The sequence below is a fragment of the Streptomyces sp. 840.1 genome, from assembly GCF_003751445.1.
In the GTDB taxonomy this organism is placed as follows: Bacteria; Actinomycetota; Actinomycetes; order Streptomycetales; family Streptomycetaceae; genus Streptomyces.
Genome location: NZ_RJUU01000001.1, coordinates 3,782,328 through 3,803,670, shown reverse-complemented (window position 1 = coordinate 3,803,670; position 21,343 = coordinate 3,782,328). Strand labels below are relative to the sequence as shown.

Here is a 21,343-nt window from a genome sequence, read left to right as displayed (position 1 = left end):
GAGGATGGCTGTGCGCTACCGCGAGCTGGGCCGCAGCGGAATGTCCGTGTCCGAGATCGGCTACGGCGCCTGGGGCATCGGCGAGTCCAGCTGGGTGGGCGCGACGGAGGACGAATCCCTGCGCGCCCTCCACCGGGCCGTCGACCTCGGGGTGAACTTCATCGACACGGCACGCGGCTACGGCGAGAGCGAGCGCATCGTCGGTCAGATGGTGCGGGAGCGGGCCGGGGACGAGGTACTGGTCGCGACCAAGGTGCCGCCGAAGAACGGCGTCTGGCCCCCGGCCGACGGCACGGACCCGGCAGAGGCCTTCCCGGGCGAGTACATCCGCGCGAGCCTGGAGACCAGTCTGCGCGCGTCCGGCCTGGACCACTTCGACGTGCTCCAGTTCCACGTCTGGCACGACGAGTGGGTGGGGCGCGGGGACTGGCTGGAGACGGTCACCGAGCTGAAGCGCGAGGGGAAGATCCGCCTGTTCGGCGTCTCCGTCAACGACCACCGGCCCGGGAGCGCGCTCGCGCTGGTCCGCAGCGGCGCGGTGGACAGCGTGCAGGTCATCTACAACGTGTTCGACCAGTCACCGGCCGACGAACTGCTGCCCGCCTGCGAGGAGCACGGTGTCGGGGTCGTCGTCCGGGTGGCCCTGGACGAGGGCGGGCTGACCGGCCGGATCACCGCGGACACGACGTTCCCCGAGGGCGACTGGCGCAACCGCTACTTCCGCGACGACCGCCCGGCCCAGGTCGAGCGCCGGGTGGCGGCGATCGTCGCGGACCTGGGCATCGAACCGGACGCCGTCGCGGAGCACGCGCTGCGGTTCGTACTGAGCTCGCCCACGGTCTCCACCGTCATCCCCGGGATGCGCAGCGTCCGCAACGTGGAGCGCAACACCGCCCTGAGCGACGGCCACCCGCTCACCCCGGACCAGCTCGCCGTGCTGGCGAAGCACCGGTGGCAGCGGGACTTCTACGCCTGAGCCGGGGTCCGGAAGAGGGGCCGGGGCGAGGAGCGCCCTCCTGGGCCGCCCCCCGCCCGCTCGCCGCCCCTCAGATCCGGAACACCGACCCCACGAACTCCGCGAGCAGCCGTTCCTTCAGCGGTCCCGGCAGGGCGTCCAGGAGGATCAGGACCGGGGCCATGCGGGTGGGCAGGCCGCCCTCGCCGGTGAGGCCCGCGAAGGCGAGTACCGCCTCGATCTCGTCCGGGCCGAGCTTCGACGGGTCGAGGCCGGCGGCCAGTTCGGCCAGGGCCGGGTCCACCGTGACCGGGGGCAGGGCGCGGGCGGCGTGCAGCGCCGTGTCCAGGTCGCGGAGCAGGGCGTCCACCTGGCCGACCGTTGCGGGGGTCAGGGTGAGGTGGAGGTTGGGCGGCAGTCCGTCGAAGGAGAGCTGCGGCTGGAGGTACCAGCCGCGCCCGCGCATCTCGTCCGCGAGGTGCAGCAGCAGGCTCAGGTCCGGGGCGCCGTCCGGCCCGGCCAGGACCGTGAAGGCGACGAGTCCCGCCGAGGGGTCGCCGAGCACCCGGACGTCCGCCGTCGCGCGCAGCCCCGCGAGCAGCCGGCCCGAGGCCTCGGCGACCCGGGCGGCCAGGGCGGTGTAGCCGTCGTCGCCGACGTACCGCAGGACCGCCCACGCCTGCGCCAGCAGCCCCGCCGACTTGGTTCCCTGGACGGTCGGGTTGACGACCGGGTAGCCGGGCCAGCCCGCGTGGGCGAAGTACTGGTGGCGGCGGAGTTCCGCGTCCCGGTAGAGCACCACGGAGGCGCCCTTGTCGGCGTAGCCGTATTTGTGCAGGTCGACGGAGAGCGAGGTGACGCCGGGTACGGAGAGGTCGAACGGCGGTATCTCCTGTCCCGCGCGCCGCAGATGGGGCAGCAGCCAGCCGCCGATGCAGGCGTCCACGTGGCACAGCACACCCCGCGCGGCGGCGGCCGAGGCGATCTCGGGGACCGGGTCGAGGACCCCGTGGGCGTACGAGGGTGCCGAGGCGACGACGAGGGCGGTGCGCGGGGTGATCGCGGCGGCCATGGCGGCGGCGTCGGCCCGGTAGGTGGAACGGTCCACGGGCACCACGACCGGTTCCAGGCCCAGGTAGGCGGCCGCCTTGTGGAAGGCGGCGTGGGCGGTGGACGCCAGCACCAACTGGGGTTCACTCACTCCGCGTTCGGCCTTCGCGTGGTCGCGGGCGGTCTTCACCGCCAGCAGGATCGACTCCGTGCCGCCGCTGGTGAACGTGCCCTGCGCGCCGGTCCCGCCCAGCAGCGCGGCCGCCGCGCCCACCACGTCGTTCTCCAGCCGGGCGACGCTCGGGAAGACCGTGGGGTCCAGGCCGTTGACGGTCGCGTACGCCGAGTACGCGGCGGCCGCCAGCTCGTCGAGGCCCGCCAGCCCCGCGTCGTAGACGTAGGCGAAGGTCCGGCCGCCCCGGGTGGGGGCGTCGGCGCCGCGCAGGGCGGCGAGTTCGGCCAGTACGTCAGTGGCGGGGACGGCGGGTGCGGGGTCAGTCGGCATGGGCGGGCTCTTCCTGGAGTGGGTCTCGGTAGCGGTGCAGCATCCACAGGCTCGCGGCGGCCAGGACGGCGGGCAGCACGCTCATGCCCAGGGCGATCCCGTCCAGCGCCGCGCCGGGCTGCTCCACCCGGTGGCCCGCGTCGGAGGAGCGGAACCCGGTCGCGGCCAGGACGAGCGCGAACAGCCCGGCGCCCAGCGCGAAGGCCAGGGTCTCGGCGGCGGTCCAGAGCCCGGTGAACGTCGCGGCGCGCCGCTTCCCGGTGCGCGCCGCATCGTCGGCGATGGTGTCCGCCAGCATGGTGAGCGGCAGCAGCTGGAGCCCGGCGTAGGCGATGCCGATGACGGCGGTGGCCGCATAGCCGAGGGCCGGTCCGCCCTGCCGGGTGAAGGCGAGCGCGACCGCTCCGGCGAGGTAGAGCGCCGAGGCGCACCCCTGGGCGTACTTCGTGCCGCGCAGCCGGGCCAGCCGGTTCCACAGGGGCATGAACAGCACGAGCGGGCCGATCAGGCAGGCGAAGAGCGGGGTGACGGCACCGGGTGAGCCGAGGGTGTACGTGGCGAAGTACTGGACGCCCGCGAGCATCACCCCGATCGCCAGGGCCTGGAGCGTCCACATGGCGGCGAGGTGGCGGAACGGTCCGCTGGCGCGGACGGCGGCGAGCTGGGCCCGCAGCGAGGGTTCGGCCTCGCTGCGGGCGACGGCCGGGGCCCGGCGGGTGGTGAACCAGGCACCGAACATGCCGGCGGCGAGCAGCGCGGCGACCGCGAGGCCCATCAGCCGGTAGCTCTCCGGGGTGTCGCCGTCGGCGTGCGCGATGGCCGGGGCGAGTGCGCCGGACAGCAGGATGGCGACGCCGAGGAAGGTGACCCGCCAGCCGAGCACCCGGCGGCGTTCGCCCGGGTCCTCGGTCATCTCGGCGGGCATCGTCACGTACGGCACCTGGAAGACGGCGTAGGCGGTCGCGGCCAGCAGGAACAGGGCGGCGACGTACCCGGCGGCGGCCGCGCCGCGCAGCGGCGGTGCGGCGAAGATCAGCGCGAAGAGCGGCGGCAGGGTGCAGGCGCCGGTCAGCAGGAACGGCCGGCGCGGTCCGCCGCGCAGCCGGCTGCGGTCGGACAGGGCGCCGACGAGCGGATTGATCAGGACGTCCCAGGCCTTGGGCAGGAACACGGCGGCGCCCGCGACGGCGGCGGGCACGGCCAGGACGTCGGTGAGGTAGTAGAGCAGGATCAGTCCGGGCACGGTGGCGAACGTGCCGGTGCACAGCGAGCCGAGCCCATATCCGATCCGGACCTGTCGCGGCAGGCGCGGGCCCGGTACGGGATCCGGGTCCGGTGTCACGTCGGTACGGACGTCGGCTGGCATGCCGCCGATCATGAACGAGAGTTCGAGCCCCCGGCAAGAGTTCGGCGTGACGCGAGTGTGAACTCCAGCAGCGGCAGTTCGCGGCCCGGGATCGATCCGGACGGCGTCGCGCCGATGCGGACCGCGCCCATGGCCCGGTAGAACGGTTCGGCGTTCGGGTCGGCGTCGATCGTGAACCGGGCGAACCCGAGCCTGCGGGCCTCGGTGACGACGTGCCCGAAGAGCAGCCGGCCCACCCCGCGCCCGACCACCTCCGGCTCGGCGAACATCATGCCGAGCACCCCGGCGGGCGGCTCGCCCTCCAGGGTGGTGAAGCCGAGGATGCGGCCGTCCTCCTCGGCGACCACGGTCCGGCGGGGGCCGATGTCGTCCGGAGTCATGGTGAGTTCGGCACGGCAGGCGGCGATGAACGCCTCGTCGTATCCCCAGTACGCCTTGGAGCGCAGGGCGAGTTCGGTCAGTGCCCCGGCTTCGCAGGGGCGTGCGGGCCGTGTTCTCATGCGGTACTCCGTCTCCCGGGCCGGGCGGCCCGGTGGCGGCGGGCCGTTCGGGGCCCGGTGGTGTCAGACCCCTCCGTCATGCTTCCCATCATGGACTCCAAGGACTTCTGGAAGCTGATCGACGACGCCCGCGCCCTGGTCAGGGACCCGGCGGACGCGGATGGCGTGGCCGACCGGATCTCGGATCTGCTCACCGGGCGGCCGGCACACGAGATCGTCGCGGCGCAGCAGTTGCTGTGGGACCTGATGGCGGCCTCCTACCGGGCGCCGCTGTGGGCGGCCGCGTACCTGGTGAACGGCGGCTGCTCGGACGACGGGTTCGACTACTTCCGGGGCTGGCTCATGACGCAGGGCCGGGAGGTGTTCGAGCGGGTGGTCGCGGATCCGGACGCGCTGGCGGAGCTGCCGGTGGTCAAGGAGGCCTCGGCCGAGTACGAGGAGCTGGAGTGCGAGCGGATGCTCGGGGTCGCGTGGGACGCCTACCGGCGGGTGACGGGCGAGCAGCTGCCCCGCGGGGCGTTCACCGTCGATCTCCCGGACCTGGACCCCGCGTGGGACTTCGACTTCGACGACGAGGAGGAGCTGGCGGAGCGGCTGCCTGGGCTGGACGCGCTGTACGGCTGAGGCCGCCGGTTGCGGGCCCCGTGTCGCACGGGGCCCGCACCTCGGGCTCAGGAGAAGTCGGGCCCGGCGGTCCGGGTCCGCTTGATCTCGTAGAAGCCGGGGATCGAGGCGACGAGCAGGGTGCCGTCCCACAGCTTCGCCGCGTCCTCGCCCTTCGGGGCGGGGGTCACGACGGGGCCGAAGAAGGCGATCTGCTCGCCGTCCGCGCCGGGCACGGCGATGACGGGCGTGCCGACGTCTTGGCCGACCATGTCGATGCCCTTCTTGTGGGAGGCGCGCAGCTCCGTGTCGTACTCGTCGGAGTCCGCGTGGTCAGCGAGCTCGGCGGGCAGGCCGACGTCCTCCAGAGCGCCCACGATCGCCTCGCGGGTCGGCCCCTCGCCCCGGTTGTGGAAGCGGGTGCCGAGCGCGGTGTAGAGCGGGCCGACGATGTCGTCGCCGTGCTTCTGCCGAGCGGCGATCACCACCCGGACCGGGCCCCAGGCCTTGTTCTCCAGGAGGTCGCGGTACTCGTCGGGCAGCTCGTCCAGCCGGTCCTCGTTGAGTACGGCCAGGCTCATCACGTGCCAGCGGACCTCGACGTCGCGGACCTTCTCCACCTCCAGCATCCAGCGGGAGGTCATCCAGGCCCAGGGGCAGAGCGGGTCGAACCAGAAATCGGCGGGGATCTTGCGGGTTGCCGTGCTGTTCTCAGACATGTCTCTCCTCAGGCGGACCGATCTCCATCTGTGCGCGAGAACGCCCCGGGACGCTCCGGCCATTCCCGCACGCCCGGCCGGGAAGCGGCGTGGGAGGATCAAAGTATTCGAACGTGACACAAAGGAGTGTGATCGTGCCCGGTGAAAACCTGTCCCGCGACGAGGCCCGCGAGCGGGCCGAGCTGATGACCGTCGACGGTTACGACGTCGAGCTCGACGTCCGCTCCGCCATCGGTGAGCCCGGCGGGGACGGCGGCCCGGACTCCGGCCCCCGGACGTTCCGCTCGGTGACCACGATCCGGTTCCGCACGGCGCGCGCCGGTGCGTCGACCTTCGCCGATCTGATCGCCCCGGCCGTGAACGCGGTGACGCTGGACGGCACGGTGCTGGACCCGGCGGCCGTCTTCGACGGGACGCGGGTGACGCTGGCGGATCTGGCGGAGGGCGAGCACGTCCTGGTGGTGGACGCGCAGTGCGCGTACAGCCGCACCGGTGAGGGCATGCACCGCTTCGTCGACCCGGAGGACGGCGAGGTCTACCTCTACACGCAGTACGAGCCGGCGGACTCGCGGCGGGTCTTCGCCAACTTCGAGCAGCCCGACCTGAAGGCTCCCTTCCGCTTCCGGGTGACGGCGCCCGAGGCGTGGACGGTGTGGAGCAACGGGGCCGAGGAGTCCCGGGACGGCGGGGTCTGGCGGTTCGCCGAGACGAAGCCGATCTCCACGTACATCACGGCGGTCGTGGCCGGTCCGTACCACTACGTGACCGACTCCTACAGCCGTACCTTCGACGACGGCACGAAGCTGGAGATCCCGCTCGGCGCGCTGTGCCGCAAGGGGCTCGCCCGGCACTTCGACGCCGACGACGTCTTCCTGATCACCAAGCAGGGCCTGGACTTCTTCCACGACAACTTCGACTACCCGTACCCGTTCGGGAAGTACGACCAGGCGTTCGTGCCCGAGTACAACCTCGGCGCGATGGAGAACCCGGGCTGTGTCACGTTCCGCGAGGAGTACATCTTCCGCGGGAAGGTGACGCGGGCGTCGTACGAGGGCCGGGCCAACGTCATCCTGCACGAGATGGCGCACATGTGGTTCGGGGACCTCGTCACCATGCAGTGGTGGGACGACCTGTGGCTCAAGGAGTCGTTCGCGGACTTCATGGGCGTCTTCGCCATGGTGGAGTCGACCCGGTTCGAGGACGGCTGGATCACCTTCGCCAACAACCGCAAGTCCTGGGCCTACCGCGCCGACCAGCTGCCGTCCACCCACCCGATCACGGCCGACATCCGTGACCTGGAGGACGCCAAGCTCAACTTCGACGGCATCACCTACGCCAAGGGCGCCTCGGTGCTCAAGCAGCTGGTGGCGTACGTGGGACGGGACGCGTTCCTGGAGGGTGCCCGGCGCTACTTCAAGAAGCACGCGTACGGCAACACCCAGCTGGGCGACCTGCTGTCGGTGCTGGCCGAGACCTCCGGGCGGGACATGACCGGCTGGTCCCGCTCCTGGCTGCAGACGGCGGGCGTCAACTCGCTGACCCCGCTGGTGACGTACGACGCGGCGGACCGGATCACCGAACTCGCGGTCCTCCAGGAGGCGGCCGAATCGCACCCGGAGCTGCGCCCGCACCGGGTCGCGGTCGGCCTGTACCGGCGCGACGCGGAAGGCGCCCTGGTGCGTTACGCACGGGCCGAGGCGGACGTGGCGGGGCCGCGCACGGTGATCGGGGAGCTGGCCGGGGCCGAGCGGCCCGAGCTGGTCCTGGTCAACGATGACGACCTGACGTACTGCAAGGTCCGCTTCGACGAGGTGTCGCTGACCACGCTGCGTTCGCACCTCGGTGACATCACGGACCCGCTCGCACGGGCGCTGTGCTGGTCCGCGCTGTGGAACCTGACCCGGGACGCGCTGATGCCGGCCCGCGACTTCGTCTCGCTGGTGCTGGACTTCTCCGGCCGCGAGACGGACATCGGCGTCCTGCAGATGCTGCACGCCTGGACCCGGACCGCCCTGGTGCACTACGCGGCGCCGGACTGGCGCGAGGAGGGCGGCAGGGCGCTCGCCGAGGGCGCGCTGCGCGAGCTGCGGCTCGCGGCTCCGGGCAGCGAGCACCAGCTGGCCTGGGCCCGGTTCTTCGCGGCGGTCGCCGCCTCGGACGCGGACTTCCAGCTGCTGTCGGGGCTGCTCGACGGCACGGCCCGGATCGACGGGCTCGACGTCGACCAGGAACTGCGGTGGGCGTTCCTGTCCCCGCTGGCCTCGCACGGTCTGGCCGACGAGTCGGTGATCGGCGCCGAGCTGGCCCGCGACGACACCGCGTCCGGCAAGCGCCACCAGGTGCGCTGCCTGGCCTCGCGTCCTTCGGCCGCGGTCAAGGCGCAGGCCTGGGCGGGCGTCGTGGAGTCGGACACGCTGTCCAACGCGCTGGTGGAGGCCACCATCCTGGGCTTCGCGCAGTCCTCCCAGCGGGAGTTGCTGGAGCCGTACGGCGCCAAGTACTTCGAGGCGATCGAGCGGGTGTGGGCCGAGCGGTCGATCCAGATCGGGATGGCCGTGGTCAAGGGCCTGTTCCCGGCGCTCCAGGGCGACGCGTCCACGCTGGCGGCGGCGGACGCGTGGCTCTCCGCGCACGCGGACGCGGCGCCCGCGCTGCGGCGGCTGGTGCTGGAGGCCCGCGACGACCTCGACCGGGGTCTGCGTGCGCAGGCGTGCGACGGCGGAGCCGTCTGAGCCGGTCCGCCCTGCATGAGGCCCTCGCCGGGGTGCCCGGCACCCCGGCGAGGGCTCCGTCCTGGAACGCCGCACGGGCCGGGGCCCGCCGGGTGCGGGCCGGACGCGACGTGCGCGCCAGGCGCTCGGCGGCGCCGGTGCGCTCCCCCCGGAGCGTTCACAATCCCCGGCGGGACGGGCCTTTTCGGCAGTCGAACATCCGTACTTTAGGACGGCGTTGTCCTGGTATGTCGACGGACTTGTAACAGGGGTTACGGGCCCGGCTGCGCGCGGGATACCCCGGAGCATGACCCAGAACACCCCGCTCCCTCCCTGCCACCTCCGCATCACCTCCGATGTACGGCAACGCGTATTTTCCGCCGCCCAGTTGAAGGCCCGGGGCGTCTCCGCCGCACAGGCCGCCGGCCAGTGCCGGCCCGGTGGTCCGTGGCAGCAGCCGCTGCCCGGTGTCTATGTGCTGCACCCGGGACCGCTCAGCGGCCGGGAGCGGCTGCGGTCCGCCCTGCTGCACGCGGGACGCCCGCCCGTCTCGGGGCGGCGGACGACTCCGGCGCGGACCGGCGGCGCCGACCCCGCGTACGGCGAGGCGATGGTCACCGGGCTGGCCGCACTCGCGCTGCACGGCTTCGCCGCCGCGCCGCCCGCCGTCTCGCTGGACCGGATCGACGTACTGGTGCCGCGGGTCCGCCGGCTGCGGTCGGTCCGGTACGCGCACCTGGTGCGGACGCCCGAGCTGCCGGAGGCCGAGGTGCTGGACGGGCTGCCGGTGGCGCCGGTGGCCCGCGCGCTGGCCGACGCCGTCACCGGGCTCACCGACGCCTTCGCCGTGCGCCGGCTGCTCACCGAGGCGGTCCGCGACGGCCACTGCGAACCGGCCGTCGTGGTCGGTGAGCTGAACCGGGCCAAGGTCCTGGGCCGCCCCCAGGTGGCGGACGCGGTGGACTCGCTGCTGGCCGAGGGCCGGGCGCTGGCGGAGGACCGGCTGTACGACCTGGTGCGCGCGCACGGGCTGCCGGAACCACTGTGGAACGTGGACCTGCGGCTGCCCGGCGGACCGCACCTGGGCGGGGTCGACGCCTACTGGCCCGAGGCGGCGGTCGCGCTCGAACTGGACACCAGAGCCCCGCGCCACAGCCGGCTCGACGACGACCGCCGGCAGGAGGAGCACGAGGCGGAGTGGTCCGCGTACGCCACCCGGCGCGAGCAGCTGGAGCGGCTGGGCGTCACCGTCGTCCACCTCTCCCCGCGCAAGCTGCGCGACGCGCTGGAACAGCAGGCGGTCGTGGTGCGGACGGCGCTGATGGCGGCGGCCGCGCGGGAGCCGGCCGCGTACGTGATGGTTCTGCCCAGGTGAGCGCCCCAGCAGTCACGTATCCACCTTTTCGTCCCGGGTGACGCATCGGCACCAGTGGCGGAATTCCGCCATGTACACAACTCACCCACCCCAACTCTCCACAAACCCCTGTCATTTACGAAAGGGTGAGCGGTCATCCGGTACCGATTTCCGGACTCTCTCTTTCACATACAGGGATGCTGATGACCTCCGAATCCCCCGGTTACATACCCGGAGCGAGACGCGTGGCCCGAGTCGCGGCCGCCGCCGGCCTGGTGGCCGCACTGGCCGCCACCGGCGTCGCCCCCGTCTTCGCCGCCGACGACCCGGCCAACGCCCCCGTCAAGGCCGCCACCGGCGACGCCTCGGCGGACAAGCTCGGCACGGCCGACGCCGATGTGCTCGCCCAGGCGCGGGCCAAGGGCGAGAAGAACGTCACGATGATGGTCGCCACCGCACCCGGTGCGACCGAGCAGGTCAGCAAGCAACTGGGCGCCGTCAAGGGCTCCGTGCTGGGGCGTGCGTACGACAGGCTCGGCTACGTACGGGCGACCGTGCCGACCGCGAGCGCCGAGGCCACCATCAAGGCGGCGTCGAAGCTGACCTCCGTCCACGGCATCGATCTCAAGCAGGAGATCATGCTGGACGACCCGACCCCCGCGGCCGACCGGGCGACCGGCAGCAAGGCCAAGGCGAAGTCGACGGGCAGCTACGCGGCGCCGGGCAGGAAGACCCCGGCGAAGAACCCGTACAACCCCTCGTTCGAGACGGGTGCGGTCGACTTCGTCAAGCAGAACCCGAAGGCCGACGGCCGAGGCGTCACCATCGGCGTCCTGGACGCGGGTGTCGACCTCGGTCACCCCGCGCTCCAGAAGACCAGCACCGGTGAGCGCAAGATCACCGACTGGGTGACGGCCACCGACCCGGTCAGTGACGACGACGGCACCTGGCTGCGGATGACGGACGCCGTGTCCGGCCCGACGTTCACGTACAAGGGCCGCACCTACTCTGCGCCCGAGGGCTCGTACAGGATCAGCCTGTTCGCCGAGGCCGCCACCAAGGGCGGCGACATGGCGGGCGACCTGAACCGCGACGGCGACACCACCGACGTGTGGGCCGTGCTGTACGACCCGGTCACCGGCGCCACCCGGGTCGACCTGAACAACAACGCGGACTTCCGCGACGACACCGCCATGAAGCCCTACAAGGAGAAGCACCAGGTCTCCTACTTCGGCAAGGACGACCCGCGCACCGACGTCGTCGAGCGCATCCCGTTCGTCGTGGAGAACCGCAAGGGCGTCGTCTACAACGCCGCCGGCGACACCTCCGACTACGTCTCCATCGGCGTCATCGAGTCCGAGCACGGCACGCACGTCGCGGGCATCACCGCCGCGAACGGCCTGTTCGGCGGCAAGATGAACGGTGCCGCGCCGGGAGCGAAGATCGTCTCCTCGCGTGCCTGCACCTGGTCCGGCGGCTGCACCAACATCGCGCTCACCGAGGGCATGATCGACCTCGTCGTGAACCGGGGCGTCGACGTCGTCAACATGTCGATCGGCGGCCTGCCGCCGCTCAACGACGGCAACAACGCCCGCTCGGAGCTGTACAAGCGGCTCATCGACATCTACGGCGTCCAGCTGGTCATCTCGGCAGGCAACGACGGTCCGGGCGTCAACACCATCGGTGACCCCGGCCTCGCCGACCACGTCATCTCGGTCGGCGCCTCCATCTCCAAGGAGACCTGGGCCGCGAACTACGGCTCCAACGTCACCAGGAAGTACGACATGCTGCCCTTCTCCTCGCGCGGTCCGCGCGAGGACGGCGGCTTCACGCCGACGCTGACGGCGCCCGGCGCGTCGATCAACTCGACGCAGACCTGGCTGCCCGGTTCGCCGGTCAAGGAGTCGGGCTACTCCCTCCCGGCCGGCTACTCCATGCTCCAGGGCACGTCGATGGCCTCACCGCAGGCCGCCGGCGCGACCGCGCTGCTGCTGTCCGCCGCGAAGCAGAAGCACATCGAGCTGCCCCCGGCCGACCTGCGCACCGCGCTGACCAGCACCGCCACCCAGATCAAGGGAGTGCCCGCGCACGCCCAGGGTGCCGGTCTGATCAACATCGTCGACGCCTGGAAGCAGATCAAGAAGCAGGGCGCCCCGGCGCACGAGTACACGGTCAAGGCCCCCGTCGACACCGCGATCGACTTCGCGCTGAAGACCCCGGGCTTCGGCACCGGCCTGTACGACCGCGAGGGCGGCCTCAAGGCCGGCCAGAAGAAGTCGTACGACGTCACGGTCACCCGCACCACGGGCCCGGACAAGAAGGTCGAGCACAAGCTGTCCTGGAAGTACAACGACGGCACCTTCTCGCTGACCGGTCCCAAGACCGTCTCGCTGCCCCTCGGCAAGCCGGTGACGGTCAAGGTCCAGGCGAAGCCGGGCAGCGCGGGCGTGCACAGCGCGATCCTCCAGGTCGACGACGCGAAGACCTCCGGTGTCGACCAGCAGATCCTGGCCACGGTCGTCGTCGCCAAGGACCTGGTGAAGCCCGGCTACGCGTACAAGGCGTCCGGCTCGGTGCAGCGCAACGGCACCACGTCGTACTTCGTGAACGTGCCGGAGGGCGCCAAGACCCTTGAGGTCGCGATGAGCGCCCTGCGCTCGGGCAGCCAGACCCGCTTCATCTCCATCCACCCGTACGGGGTCGCGGTGGAGGACAGCGGGACGCCGTTCTGCTACCCGAACTACGACAACCCGGCCAACACCTGCCGCCCCGACGTGCGCTCGTACGCCGACCCGCAGGCCGGTGTCTGGGAGATCGAGGTCGAGGCCCGGCGTACGTCGCCGCTGCTGGACAACCCGTACAAGCTGGATGTCTCGCTGCTCGGCGCCACCTTCGACCCGGCGGTGCAGACCATCCCCGAGGCGAAGATCGGCACCCCGGCCAAGGTGGACTGGACCGTCACCAACAACGCGGGGACCCTGGAGGGCAAGCTCAAGGGCGGCTCGCTGGGCTCGGCCGACGTCGAGCGTCCGTCGATCTCCACGGGCGGCGAGTACGTCAAGGAGGTCACCATCGGTGAGGGCGTCGAGAAGCTCGACGTCGCCATCGGGAACACCTCGGACGCCAACGCCGACCTCGACCTGTACGTCTACAAGGGCGCAGCCCAGGTGGGTGCCTCCACCACGGCCGGCTCCGAGGAGGCCGTCAGTCTGGTGAAGCCCGCCGCGGGCACGTACCAGGTCGTCATCCAGGGCTACGACGTCCCGGCCGGCACGACCGAGTACGACTACCGCGACGTGTACTACTCGCCGTCGCTCGGCGCGATCAACGTCGACGAGTCGAAGGCCGTGAACCTGGCCGCCGGCGCGTCGGCACAGGTCAGCGCCGAGGTCGCGGTCGCCGGAGCGGCTCCCGAGGGCCGGCAGTTCTTCGGTGAGGTCCAGCTGGTGAACGCGCGGGGCACCGCCGCGGGCACCGGCAGCGTCGTGATCGAGAAGGTCACGCCGTAACCACATGTGATCCGTACGACAGTGGGGCGGGCGCTCACCGGGCGCCCGCCCCACTGCGCTGTGCGCACCCTGTCCGCCCCCCGGACAATGGATTGGACAAGGAAGCCGTGGACATACGCATCATGGAGCGGCAACCGTGCCGTTCGTACGCTTGAAGGAGTTCCTGTGAAGGTCGGAATCGTCGGCGCCACCGGTCAGGTCGGCACAGTCATGCGCAGGATCCTGGCCGAGCGGAAGTTCCCGGCCGACGAGCTGCGGCTGTTCGCCTCCCCGCGCTCCGCGGGCTCCACGATCGAGTGGGAGGGCCGCAGCATCACCGTCGAGGACGCCTCCACCGCCGACTACACCGGCCTGGACATCGTGCTGTTCTCGGCCGGTGGCGCGACCTCGAAGGCGCTCGCCGAGAAGGTCGCCGCACAGGGCGCCGTCGTGATCGACAACTCCTCCGCCTGGCGCAAGGACCCCCAGGTCCCGCTGGTCGTCTCCGAGGTCAACCCGCACGCGATCGCGGACCGCCCCAAGGGCATCATCGCCAACCCGAACTGCACCACGATGGCCGCCATGCCGGTGCTGCGCCCGCTGCACGACGAGGCCGGCCTGGAAGCGCTGACCGTCGCCACGTACCAGGCCGTGTCCGGCTCCGGGCTGGCGGGCGTGGCCGAGCTGCACGGCCAGGTCTCCAAGGTCGTCGCCGACGCCGACAAGCTCACCCACGACGGCGGCGCCGTCGACTTCCCCGAGCCGGACATCTACAAGCGTCCGATCGCCTTCAACGTGCTGCCGCTGGCCGGCGCCATCGTCGACGACGGCTCCTTCGAGACGGACGAGGAGCAGAAGCTCCGCAACGAGTCCCGCAAGATCCTGGAGATCCCGGAGCTGAAGGTGTCCGGCACCTGTGTCCGGGTCCCGGTCTTCTCCGGCCACTCGCTCCAGGTCAACGCCCGCTTCGCGCGGCCGATCGGCGTCGAGCGCGCCTACGAGCTGCTCGGGGCCGCCCCGGGCGTCGAGATCTCGGAGATCCCCACCCCGCTGCAGGCCGCCGGGCAGGACGCGTCCTTCGTCGGGCGGATCCGGGCCGACGAGACCGTGGAGCACGGTCTCGCGCTGTTCGTCTCCAACGACAACCTGCGCAAGGGCGCGGCGCTGAACGCGGTGCAGATCGCGGAGCTGGTCGCGGCGGAGCTGAAGGGCTGAGCGCGCTCAGCCTCCGCGGGGGTCCGGGGGCTCCGTCCCCGGACCCCCGCTCCTCAATCGCCGCAGGGGCTTGAATCCGGGCGGCGGACCTCGAAGTGCCAGCAGCCGTACTCCACGGCCCGCACGTGCACCAGCGCCACCTCCGGGTCCGCGAAGGCCTCCGCGATGGCCTCGTCGAAGCCCCGCTCCTCGTCCGCCGGGATCTCCAGCAGCCGGCCGCCCACGATGTGCCCGTCCCCGTCGTACCGCCGCACGGTGCGCAGCGCCCCCGCCCGCGAGAACGGGTAGCCGGGGCGGCCGGTGTCCGGGCCCTCGCACTCCTCGGCGTGGATGAAGACGGGGCCCTGCTCGTCGTACGCCCCGGGCCTCGCCCAGGCCGCCGCCGCCCAGCGGCGCAGCGGCGCGTAGGAGACGAGGGCGATCCGCTCCCCCGTCTCGTTGCCCCGCAGGCAGCAGCGCAGCGGGCTGCCCGCGTCCGTGGCGGTGTACGGGACGCAGGGGCGTCCCGCGTCGTCGGTCTCCCGGAGTTCCCTGAGCGCGGCCCCGTCGATCGCGCGTGCCTCGTAGCTCGTCATACGACGAGAGTGGCCCGCCCCACCTGCACGGTCCGGCGGAAAACGGACATCGCGTTGGGTACGGGTCACGTGGAAGGATGACCGGAAACATCACACATCAAGGAGATGACCGCGTGCCTGGCACGAATCTGACCCGCGAAGAGGCACAGGAGCGGGCGCGCCTGCTGACCGTGGACGCGTACGAGATCGATCTCGACCTCTCCGGAGCGCAGGAGGGCGGGACCTACCGGTCCGTCACCACCGTGCGCTTCGACTCCGCCGAGGCGGGGGCGCAGACCTTCATCGATCTGGTAGCCCCGGCCGTGCACGAGGTCGAGCTGAACGGCAAGACCCTGGACGTCGCGGCGGTGTTCCGCGATTCGCGCATCACCCTGCCGCACCTGGCGGCGGGCTCCAACGAGTTGAAGGTCGTCGCGGACTGCTCGTACACCAACACGGGCGAGGGCCTCCACCGGTTCGTCGACCCGGTCGACCAGCAGGCGTACCTCTACACCCAGTTCGAGGTGCCGGACGCGCGCCGCGTCTTCGCGAGCTTCGAGCAGCCCGATCTGAAGGCGACCTTCCGGTTCACCGTGAAGGCCCCCTCCGGCTGGACCGTCATCTCCAACTCTCCGACGCCGGAGCCCGCGGACGACGTCTGGTCCTTCGAGCCGACGCCGCGCATCTCCACGTACATCACCGCGCTGATCGCCGGCCCGTACCACTCGGTGCACAGCAGCTACGAGAAGGACGGCCAGTCCGTCCCGCTGGGCATCTACTGCCGCCCGTCGCTCGCCGAGTACCTCGACGCGGACGCGATCTTCGACGTGACCCGGCTGGGCTTCGAGTGGTTCCAGGAGAAGTTCGACTACGCGTACCCCTTCGCCAAGTACGACCAGCTGTTCGTCCCGGAGTTCAACGCGGGCGCGATGGAGAACGCGGGCGCGGTCACCATCCGTGACCAGTACGTGTTCCGTTCCAAGGTGACGGACGCGGCGTACGAGACGCGGGCCGAGACGATCCTGCACGAGCTGGCCCACATGTGGTTCGGCGACCTCGTGACCATGGAGTGGTGGAACGACCTGTGGCTGAACGAGTCGTTCGCCACCTACACCTCGATCGCCTGCCTGTCGTACGCCGAGGGCTCGCAGTGGCCGCACTCCTGGACCACGTTCGCCAACTCCATGAAGACGTGGGCGTACCGGCAGGACCAGCTGCCCTCGACGCACCCGATCATGGCCGACATCAGTGACCTGGACGACGTCCTGGTCAACTTCGACGGCATCACGTACGCCAAGGGCGCCTCGGTCCTGAAGCAGCTGGTGGCGTACGTCGGCATGGACGAGTTCTTCAAGGGTGTCCAGGCCTACTTCAAGGCGCACGCCTTCGGCAACACCCGGCTCTCCGACCTGCTGGGCGCGCTGGAGGAGACCTCCGGCCGCGATCTGAAGACCTGGTCGAAGGCATGGCTGGAGACGGCCGGCATCAACATCCTGCGCCCGGAGATCGAGACGGACGGCGAGGGCAGGGTCACCTCGTTCGCCGTGCTCCAGGAGGCGCCCGCGCTGCCCGCCGGGGCGAAGGGCGAGCCGACGCTGCGGCCGCACCGGATCGCGATCGGCTGCTACGACCTCGACGAGAGCGGCAAGCTGGTCCGTACGGACCGGATCGAGCTGGACGTCGACGGCGAGCGCACCGTCGTGCCGTTCCCGGCCGGGACCGCGCGTCCCGCCGTGGTGCTGCTCAACGACGACGACCTGTCGTACGCGAAGGTCCGTCTCGACGAGGAGTCGCTGCGGGTCGTCACGGAGCACCTGGGCGACTTCGCCGAGTCGCTCCCGCGCGCCCTGTGCTGGGCCTCCGCCTGGGACATGACGCGCGACGGCGAGCTGGCCACCCGGGACTACCTCTCGCTCGTCCTGTCCGGGGTCGGCAAGGAGTCGGACATCGGCGTCGTCCAGTCGCTGCACCGCCAGGTGAAGATGGCGCTGGACCTGTACTCGGCGCCCGAGTGGCGCGAGGCGGGCCTTACGCAGTGGACCGAGGCGACGCTCGCGCACCTGCGCGCGGCGGAGCCGGGCAGTGACCACCAGCTGGCCTGGGCGCGTGCGTTCGCGGCCACGGCGCGCAACCCGCAGCAGCTCGACCTGCTGCGGTCGCTGCTCGACGGCAGCGAGGCGATCGAGGGCCTGGCCGTCGACACCGAGCTGCGCTGGGCCTTCGTGCAGCGGATGGCCGCCACGGGGCTGCTGGACGAGGACGAGATCGCCGCCGAGTACGAGCGCGACCGGACGGCGGCGGGCGAGCGCCACGCGGCTGCGGCGCGTGCGGCGCGTCCCTCCGAGGAGGCGAAGGCGGAGGCATGGGCCTCGGTCGTCGAGTCCGACAAGCTGCCGAACTCGCTCCAGGAGGCGGTCATCGGCGGGTTCGTCCAGACCGACCAGCACGAGCTGCTGGCGCCTTACACGGAGCGGTTCTTCGCCGCGGTGAAGGACGTGTGGGACTCGCGCAGCCACGAGATGGCCCAGCAGGTCGCCATCGGTCTGTACCCGGCGCTCCAGGTCTCGCAGGAGACCCTGGACGCCACGGACGCCTGGCTGGCCTCGGCGGAGCCGAGCGCGGCCCTGCGCCGACTGATGTCGGAGTCCCGTTCGGGTGTGGAGCGGGCGCTGCGGGCCCGTGCGGCGGACGCGGCGGCGGCGACCGCCTGACCCTCGCGCACCACATGGAAACCGCCCGGCGGGCAGGCGCAGAAGCGCAGCCGTCCGCCGGGCGGGAGCATGTTCTGCCGGAGCGGTGTTACGCGCCCGACTCCTCGTAGCGGGCGGCCAGGGCGGCCGCTCCGGACTCGGTCAGCGAGCCGTGCAGGCGCATCCGCGCGACGCCGCCGTCGGGGAAGGCGTCGAGCCGGACGTGGGTGACCACGGCCTGGGCGCGGAGCGGGAAGCGGTGCAGGGTGTCGGGCTGGAGGCGGGTGCGGGGGATGATCTCGAACCACTCGCCCGTCTCGCCGTTGCGGCCCTGGAGGGCGATCCAGCCGGCCGCGTTGCCCTTGAGGTAGGCGGTGTCGATCTCGACCGCGCGGACGGCGCCCTGGGCGGGCAGCCGGAAGCGCACCCAGTCGTTGGTGTCGCGGACCCGGCGGCGGCGGTTCTCCCAGCCGTCGTCCATCTTGCGGGAGGTGCCGGGCAGGATGATCTGGGTCGGCGAGGAGTAGAAGCGGTCGGAGGCGTCCTCGTAGCTGCCGCCGTTCAGGACCGAGATCAGGTCGAAGGTGCCGAGCGCCGCGAGCCAGGACGGGTCGGGGACGACCTCGCCGTGCACGCGCAGGCGGGCGATGCCGCCGTCGGGGTGCTGGCAGAGGCGGATGTGGGTGTAACGGCGGTCGCCGGTGATCTCGAAGCCGTTGGCGGCGTGGCCGCGTACGGGGGTCGGCGGGACGATCTCGTCCCACTTGACGTCGTCCGCGAGGAGGGCTTCGGGGCTGGGCGAGCCGGGTACCGATGTCGCCTGGACCGAGACGCGCTGCGGGTAGTTGCCCCGGAAGTGGGCGGTGTCGATGACGAGGCCGCGGATGATGCCGGGGGCGCCGAGCCGGATCAGGGCCCAGTCGTGCTCGCCGGGGGCGGGGAAGGGGTGGGCCGCGTCCGCGCCGCGGCGGCGGCGGGTCTCCCAGCCGTCCATGATCTTGCCCTTGTGGCCGAAGTGCTCGGGGTCGAAGACCGCGCGCTCCCTGAGCAGGAGGTTCTCGCGCTGGGCGAAGAACTCGTCATTGGCGGCGATCACGCCCGCGCCGAGGCGCCGGTCCGCGAGGTCGACGAGCTCGGTGAAGGGCAGGTCGGTGGTGAGGTAGTCGGCGTACGGGTCACCACCGCCGTAGGGGGCCGCGTCATTGGCGTGGGGGTCGTTGTCCAGGGCGGGGGTCTCGCTCGCGTCGAAGGTCATGTACCCACTGTCCAACAGACCCATCGATCAGGTCCATCGAAAGTTTTCGCACATTTCATTCAGCTCAGCTGAACGATGCTTCGCGCGCGGCGCTGACCTCCTTGAGCGCGGCCAGTACCCGGGCCACCGCCGGACCGGTCTCGGCCCCCTGCCGCACCGCCGCCACCACGTGGCGCCGGGGCAGATCGGCGTCCAGGACGCGCAGGGCCACCCCCTTGCGGCGCTCCGCCGACGCCATGCGGGGGATCAGCGCGACGCCCATGCCGGCCTCCACCATGGCCAGGATCGCGGTCCACCCGGAGGCGCTGTGGGCCTGCTCCGGGACGAACCCGGCGGCCTCGCAGGCGGCGGTGGTGATCTCCGACCACGGGCCCGAGCCGCCGAAGATCCACGGCTCGGCGGCGAGGTCGGCCAGCCGGAGTCCGGGGGCGCCGGCGAGCCGGTGCCCGATGGGGAGGGCGACGTCGAGCGGGTCCGCGAGCAGCGGCAGCAGGGCGAACCGGGTGTCGCGTGCCGTGGGGGCGTGCGCGGCGAGGGAGAGCGCGAGGTCGACGTCACCGGCCGCGAGGAGCTCGTACGCCTCTGCGGCCTCCGCCTCCCGCACCCGCACCCCGGGCCCGGGGCGGCCGTCGGCGCCCAGCAGCTGGACGGCCGGTACGACGAGGGCGGGCACCGCGGTCGAGAACGCGCCGACCCGCACCTCCCCCGCCTCTCCCCGCAGATATCCGGTCAGCTCGGCCTCGGCGCGCTCCAGCTGGGCGAACACCACCTCGGCGTGGCGCAGTACGAGGTACGCGGCGTCGGTGAGCCGGACCCGCCTGCCCTGTGCCTCCAGCAGCGGCACCCCGAGCTGCCGGCCCAGGTTCGACAGCTGCTGGGACACCGCGGAGGGGGTCATCAGCAGCGCCTCGGCCGTCGCCGTGACGGTCCCGCGTTCGCTCAGCACCCGCAGGATCCGGAGCTTCTTGATGTCCCACTCGGTCATGTCCGCACATTAGCCGCCGGCCGCTCCCGGACCCGGCCCGCCCCCAGCGCCACTCCGCCCAGGATCAGGACCAGGCAGAGGATCTGGACCGGCCCCGTCGACTCGCCCAGCAGGGCGAAGGAGAGCCCGGCCACGCAGACCGGCTGGAGGTAGTAGACGATTCCGGTGCGCGTCGCGCCGATCAGCGCGACGGCCCGGTTCCAGGCGAAGAACGCGAGCGCCGACGAGAGGACACCGACGTACAGCAGCGGCCCGACGGTGCCGGCCGTCGGCTCGAAGCCGCCCTGGACGGCGACGCTGACCGCGAAGGCCGGCGCCAGCATCAGCGCGCCCAGCACGAACGTGGCGAGCAGGAAGGCCAGTTGGCCGATCTCCGCCGGACGGCGGCGCAGCAGCGCGCTGTACGAGGCGAAGCTGAGCATCGCGGCGAACATCCACAGGTCGCCGGGGGCGAAGTGCAGGGCCAGGGAGCCGTTGCCGACCAGCAGCAGAACTCCGGTGCAGGCGATGGCCATTCCGGCGATGCGCCGCCCGCCGAGCCGCCGGCCGCCGAGGCGTTCGTACACCGCCATCACCACCGGCGACGCGGCCATGATCATGCCCATCTGGCCGGCCGATGTGGACATGCCCGCCTGGTTGACCAGGGTGTTGTAGACGGTGATCCCGAGCAGCGCGGCGAGGGTGACGAAGCCCAGGTGCCGGCGGATCAGCGCGCGCTGCCGCCAGGTCTCCCGCGCCGCGAGGGGTGCGACCGCGGCGACGGCGACGATCCAGCGCCAGAAGGCCGCCTGGACGGGCGGGACGGTGTGGTGCAGGGCGCGCGCGGAGACGAAGCTGCCGGACCAGACGACGGTCGCGACGAGGGCGAGCAGCAGCCCGGTCCCGGAGGCCCACCGGGCTGCTCCTGCCGGGCCTGCCGCTTTCGGGGGAACCTCTTTGACGTCGGTCACGGGGCCACCGTCACACCGGCAGAGCATTCAGGTCCATCGAATACTTTCGATGACTCCCTGAAGCAGAACTTAACGATGACGGAAGTGAACGGCTCACGGACGCGCGACAGGGCGCCCCGGCGCGCTTGCGCACGTCGGGACGCCCTGGGGCGGAGCTATGGGTGCCGAGCGGGCCCGGTGTGCCCGCTCAGTCCTGGTGTCAGGCCTGCTTCTTGGACTTGTCGAGGACCATGACCAGGCCGGCGATGATCCCGAACAGCACCAGCGGGGCCAGCACGAACAGGCCGATCGTGTCGATCACGCTCAGGCCGGGACCCGGGTCGTCGCCGTCGTCGCGGGTGAGCGCGAGCGCGGGGGACGTCATGAGCAGCATCATCAGCGTCGTTCCGGCGGCGACGGCACCGGCGCGCATAGCGTTCTTCTTGTCCACGGTGCAAACGTAG

The 21,343-nt window shown here is 71.8% G+C and carries 16 protein-coding genes; 7 read left to right on the top strand and 9 right to left on the bottom strand.

Annotation, left to right across the window (positions count from 1 at the left end; translation table 11 throughout):
- Nucleotides 1-10 precede the first annotated feature (10 nt).
- Entirely contained in the window at nt 11-976 is a 966-nt protein-coding gene (locus tag EDD93_RS17285; RefSeq protein ID WP_123525987.1) for an aldo/keto reductase, read from the top strand.
- A gap of 70 nt (nt 977-1,046) precedes the next feature.
- Here the strand turns inward: EDD93_RS17285 and EDD93_RS17280 are convergent, their stop codons facing one another.
- Genes EDD93_RS17280 through EDD93_RS17270 form a run of 3 tightly spaced genes read right to left on the bottom strand, consistent with a single transcriptional unit; the run spans nt 1,047 to nt 4,376 of the window.
- Complete coding sequence (locus tag EDD93_RS17280) at nt 1,047-2,510, bottom strand: aminotransferase class V-fold PLP-dependent enzyme (protein WP_123525986.1); 1,464 nt, start codon at nt 2,508-2,510, stop codon at nt 1,047-1,049.
- A complete protein-coding gene (locus EDD93_RS17275; RefSeq protein WP_260255764.1) occupies nt 2,500-3,876 on the bottom strand; it encodes an MFS transporter in 1,377 nt (458 codons plus the stop codon). Before EDD93_RS17275 ends, EDD93_RS17280 begins: the two co-directional genes overlap by 11 nt.
- A gap of 8 nt (nt 3,877-3,884) precedes the next feature.
- Nucleotides 3,885-4,376, bottom strand: coding sequence for a GNAT family N-acetyltransferase (locus EDD93_RS17270; RefSeq protein ID WP_123525984.1), 492 nt, complete (start codon nt 4,374-4,376; stop codon nt 3,885-3,887).
- A 90-nt stretch (nt 4,377-4,466) separates the two neighbouring features.
- On the opposite strand from EDD93_RS17270, the gene EDD93_RS17265 reads away from it, so the two are divergent.
- Nucleotides 4,467-5,000, top strand: coding sequence for a DUF4240 domain-containing protein (locus tag EDD93_RS17265; protein WP_123527832.1), 534 nt, complete (start codon nt 4,467-4,469; stop codon nt 4,998-5,000).
- A 47-nt stretch (nt 5,001-5,047) separates the two neighbouring features.
- On the opposite strand, the gene EDD93_RS17260 is transcribed toward EDD93_RS17265, so the two are convergent.
- On the bottom strand, nt 5,048-5,698 hold the full coding sequence (locus EDD93_RS17260) for a DsbA family protein (protein WP_123525983.1): 651 nt from the start codon (nt 5,696-5,698) through the stop codon (nt 5,048-5,050).
- A gap of 134 nt (nt 5,699-5,832) precedes the next feature.
- Here EDD93_RS17260 and pepN (EDD93_RS17255) point away from each other — a divergent pair, with 134 nt between their 5' ends.
- The 4 genes from pepN (EDD93_RS17255) (at nt 5,833) to EDD93_RS17240 (ending at nt 14,466) form a co-directional block, all read left to right on the top strand.
- Complete coding sequence (gene pepN / locus EDD93_RS17255) at nt 5,833-8,430, top strand: aminopeptidase N (protein WP_123527831.1); 2,598 nt, start codon at nt 5,833-5,835, stop codon at nt 8,428-8,430.
- A gap of 286 nt (nt 8,431-8,716) precedes the next feature.
- Nucleotides 8,717-9,784 (top strand): hypothetical protein, encoded by a 1,068-nt coding sequence (locus EDD93_RS17250; protein WP_123525982.1) that lies wholly within the window; start codon nt 8,717-8,719, stop codon nt 9,782-9,784.
- A 176-nt stretch (nt 9,785-9,960) separates the two neighbouring features.
- Nucleotides 9,961-13,272: a S8 family serine peptidase gene (locus EDD93_RS17245; RefSeq protein WP_185092350.1), complete on the top strand. Its 3,312-nt coding sequence runs from the start codon at nt 9,961-9,963 to the stop codon at nt 13,270-13,272.
- A 165-nt stretch (nt 13,273-13,437) separates the two neighbouring features.
- Nucleotides 13,438-14,466, top strand: coding sequence for an aspartate-semialdehyde dehydrogenase (locus tag EDD93_RS17240; RefSeq protein WP_123525981.1), 1,029 nt, complete (start codon nt 13,438-13,440; stop codon nt 14,464-14,466).
- A 53-nt stretch (nt 14,467-14,519) separates the two neighbouring features.
- On the opposite strand, the gene EDD93_RS17235 is transcribed toward EDD93_RS17240, so the two are convergent.
- Complete coding sequence (locus tag EDD93_RS17235; RefSeq protein WP_123525980.1) at nt 14,520-15,041, bottom strand: DUF1203 domain-containing protein; 522 nt, start codon at nt 15,039-15,041, stop codon at nt 14,520-14,522.
- 113 nt (nt 15,042-15,154) lie between these two features.
- Between EDD93_RS17235 and pepN (EDD93_RS17230) the strand changes: the two genes are divergently transcribed.
- A complete protein-coding gene (gene pepN / locus EDD93_RS17230) occupies nt 15,155-17,731 on the top strand; it encodes an aminopeptidase N (RefSeq protein ID WP_123525979.1) in 2,577 nt (858 codons plus the stop codon).
- Between the two features lie 88 nt (nt 17,732-17,819).
- Here pepN (EDD93_RS17230) and alc read toward each other — a convergent pair whose 3' ends face one another.
- The 4 genes from alc to EDD93_RS17210 all read right to left on the bottom strand — a co-directional run bounded on the left by alc (nt 17,820) and on the right by EDD93_RS17210 (nt 21,330).
- Nucleotides 17,820-18,965, bottom strand: a complete 1,146-nt coding sequence (alc, locus tag EDD93_RS17225) for an allantoicase (RefSeq protein WP_123527829.1) — start codon at nt 18,963-18,965, stop codon at nt 17,820-17,822.
- A gap of 64 nt (nt 18,966-19,029) precedes the next feature.
- Nucleotides 19,030-19,950 carry a LysR substrate-binding domain-containing protein gene (locus EDD93_RS17220; RefSeq protein WP_123525978.1) on the bottom strand — a complete coding sequence of 307 codons (921 nt, stop codon included), beginning with the start codon at nt 19,948-19,950 and terminating at the stop codon, nt 19,030-19,032.
- On the bottom strand, nt 19,947-20,900 hold the full coding sequence (locus EDD93_RS17215; protein WP_398903949.1) for a DMT family transporter: 954 nt from the start codon (nt 20,898-20,900) through the stop codon (nt 19,947-19,949). Before EDD93_RS17215 ends, EDD93_RS17220 begins: the two co-directional genes overlap by 4 nt.
- Nucleotides 20,901-21,099: 199 nt before the next feature.
- On the bottom strand, nt 21,100-21,330 hold the full coding sequence (locus EDD93_RS17210) for a hypothetical protein (protein ID WP_123525976.1): 231 nt from the start codon (nt 21,328-21,330) through the stop codon (nt 21,100-21,102).
- Nucleotides 21,331-21,343 lie beyond the last annotated feature (13 nt).

What these genes read in the sequence shown, in the direction of transcription:
- EDD93_RS17280 (WP_123525986.1), bottom strand. Translation starts at nt 2,510, where the DNA reads ATGCCGACTGACCCCGCACCCGCCGTCCCCGCCACTGACGTACTGGCC.
- EDD93_RS17275 (WP_260255764.1), bottom strand. Translation starts at nt 3,876, where the DNA reads ATGCCAGCCGACGTCCGTACCGACGTGACACCGGACCCGGATCCCGTA.
- EDD93_RS17270 (WP_123525984.1), bottom strand. Translation starts at nt 4,376, where the DNA reads ATGAGAACACGGCCCGCACGCCCCTGCGAAGCCGGGGCACTGACCGAA.
- EDD93_RS17265 (WP_123527832.1), top strand. Translation starts at nt 4,467, where the DNA reads ATGGACTCCAAGGACTTCTGGAAGCTGATCGACGACGCCCGCGCCCTG.
- EDD93_RS17260 (WP_123525983.1), bottom strand. Translation starts at nt 5,698, where the DNA reads ATGTCTGAGAACAGCACGGCAACCCGCAAGATCCCCGCCGATTTCTGG.
- EDD93_RS17250 (WP_123525982.1), top strand. Translation starts at nt 8,717, where the DNA reads ATGACCCAGAACACCCCGCTCCCTCCCTGCCACCTCCGCATCACCTCC.
- EDD93_RS17245 (WP_185092350.1), top strand. Translation starts at nt 9,961, where the DNA reads ATGCTGATGACCTCCGAATCCCCCGGTTACATACCCGGAGCGAGACGC.
- EDD93_RS17235 (WP_123525980.1), bottom strand. Translation starts at nt 15,041, where the DNA reads ATGACGAGCTACGAGGCACGCGCGATCGACGGGGCCGCGCTCAGGGAA.
- alc (WP_123527829.1), bottom strand. Translation starts at nt 18,965, where the DNA reads ATGACCTTCGACGCGAGCGAGACCCCCGCCCTGGACAACGACCCCCAC.
- EDD93_RS17220 (WP_123525978.1), bottom strand. Translation starts at nt 19,950, where the DNA reads ATGACCGAGTGGGACATCAAGAAGCTCCGGATCCTGCGGGTGCTGAGC.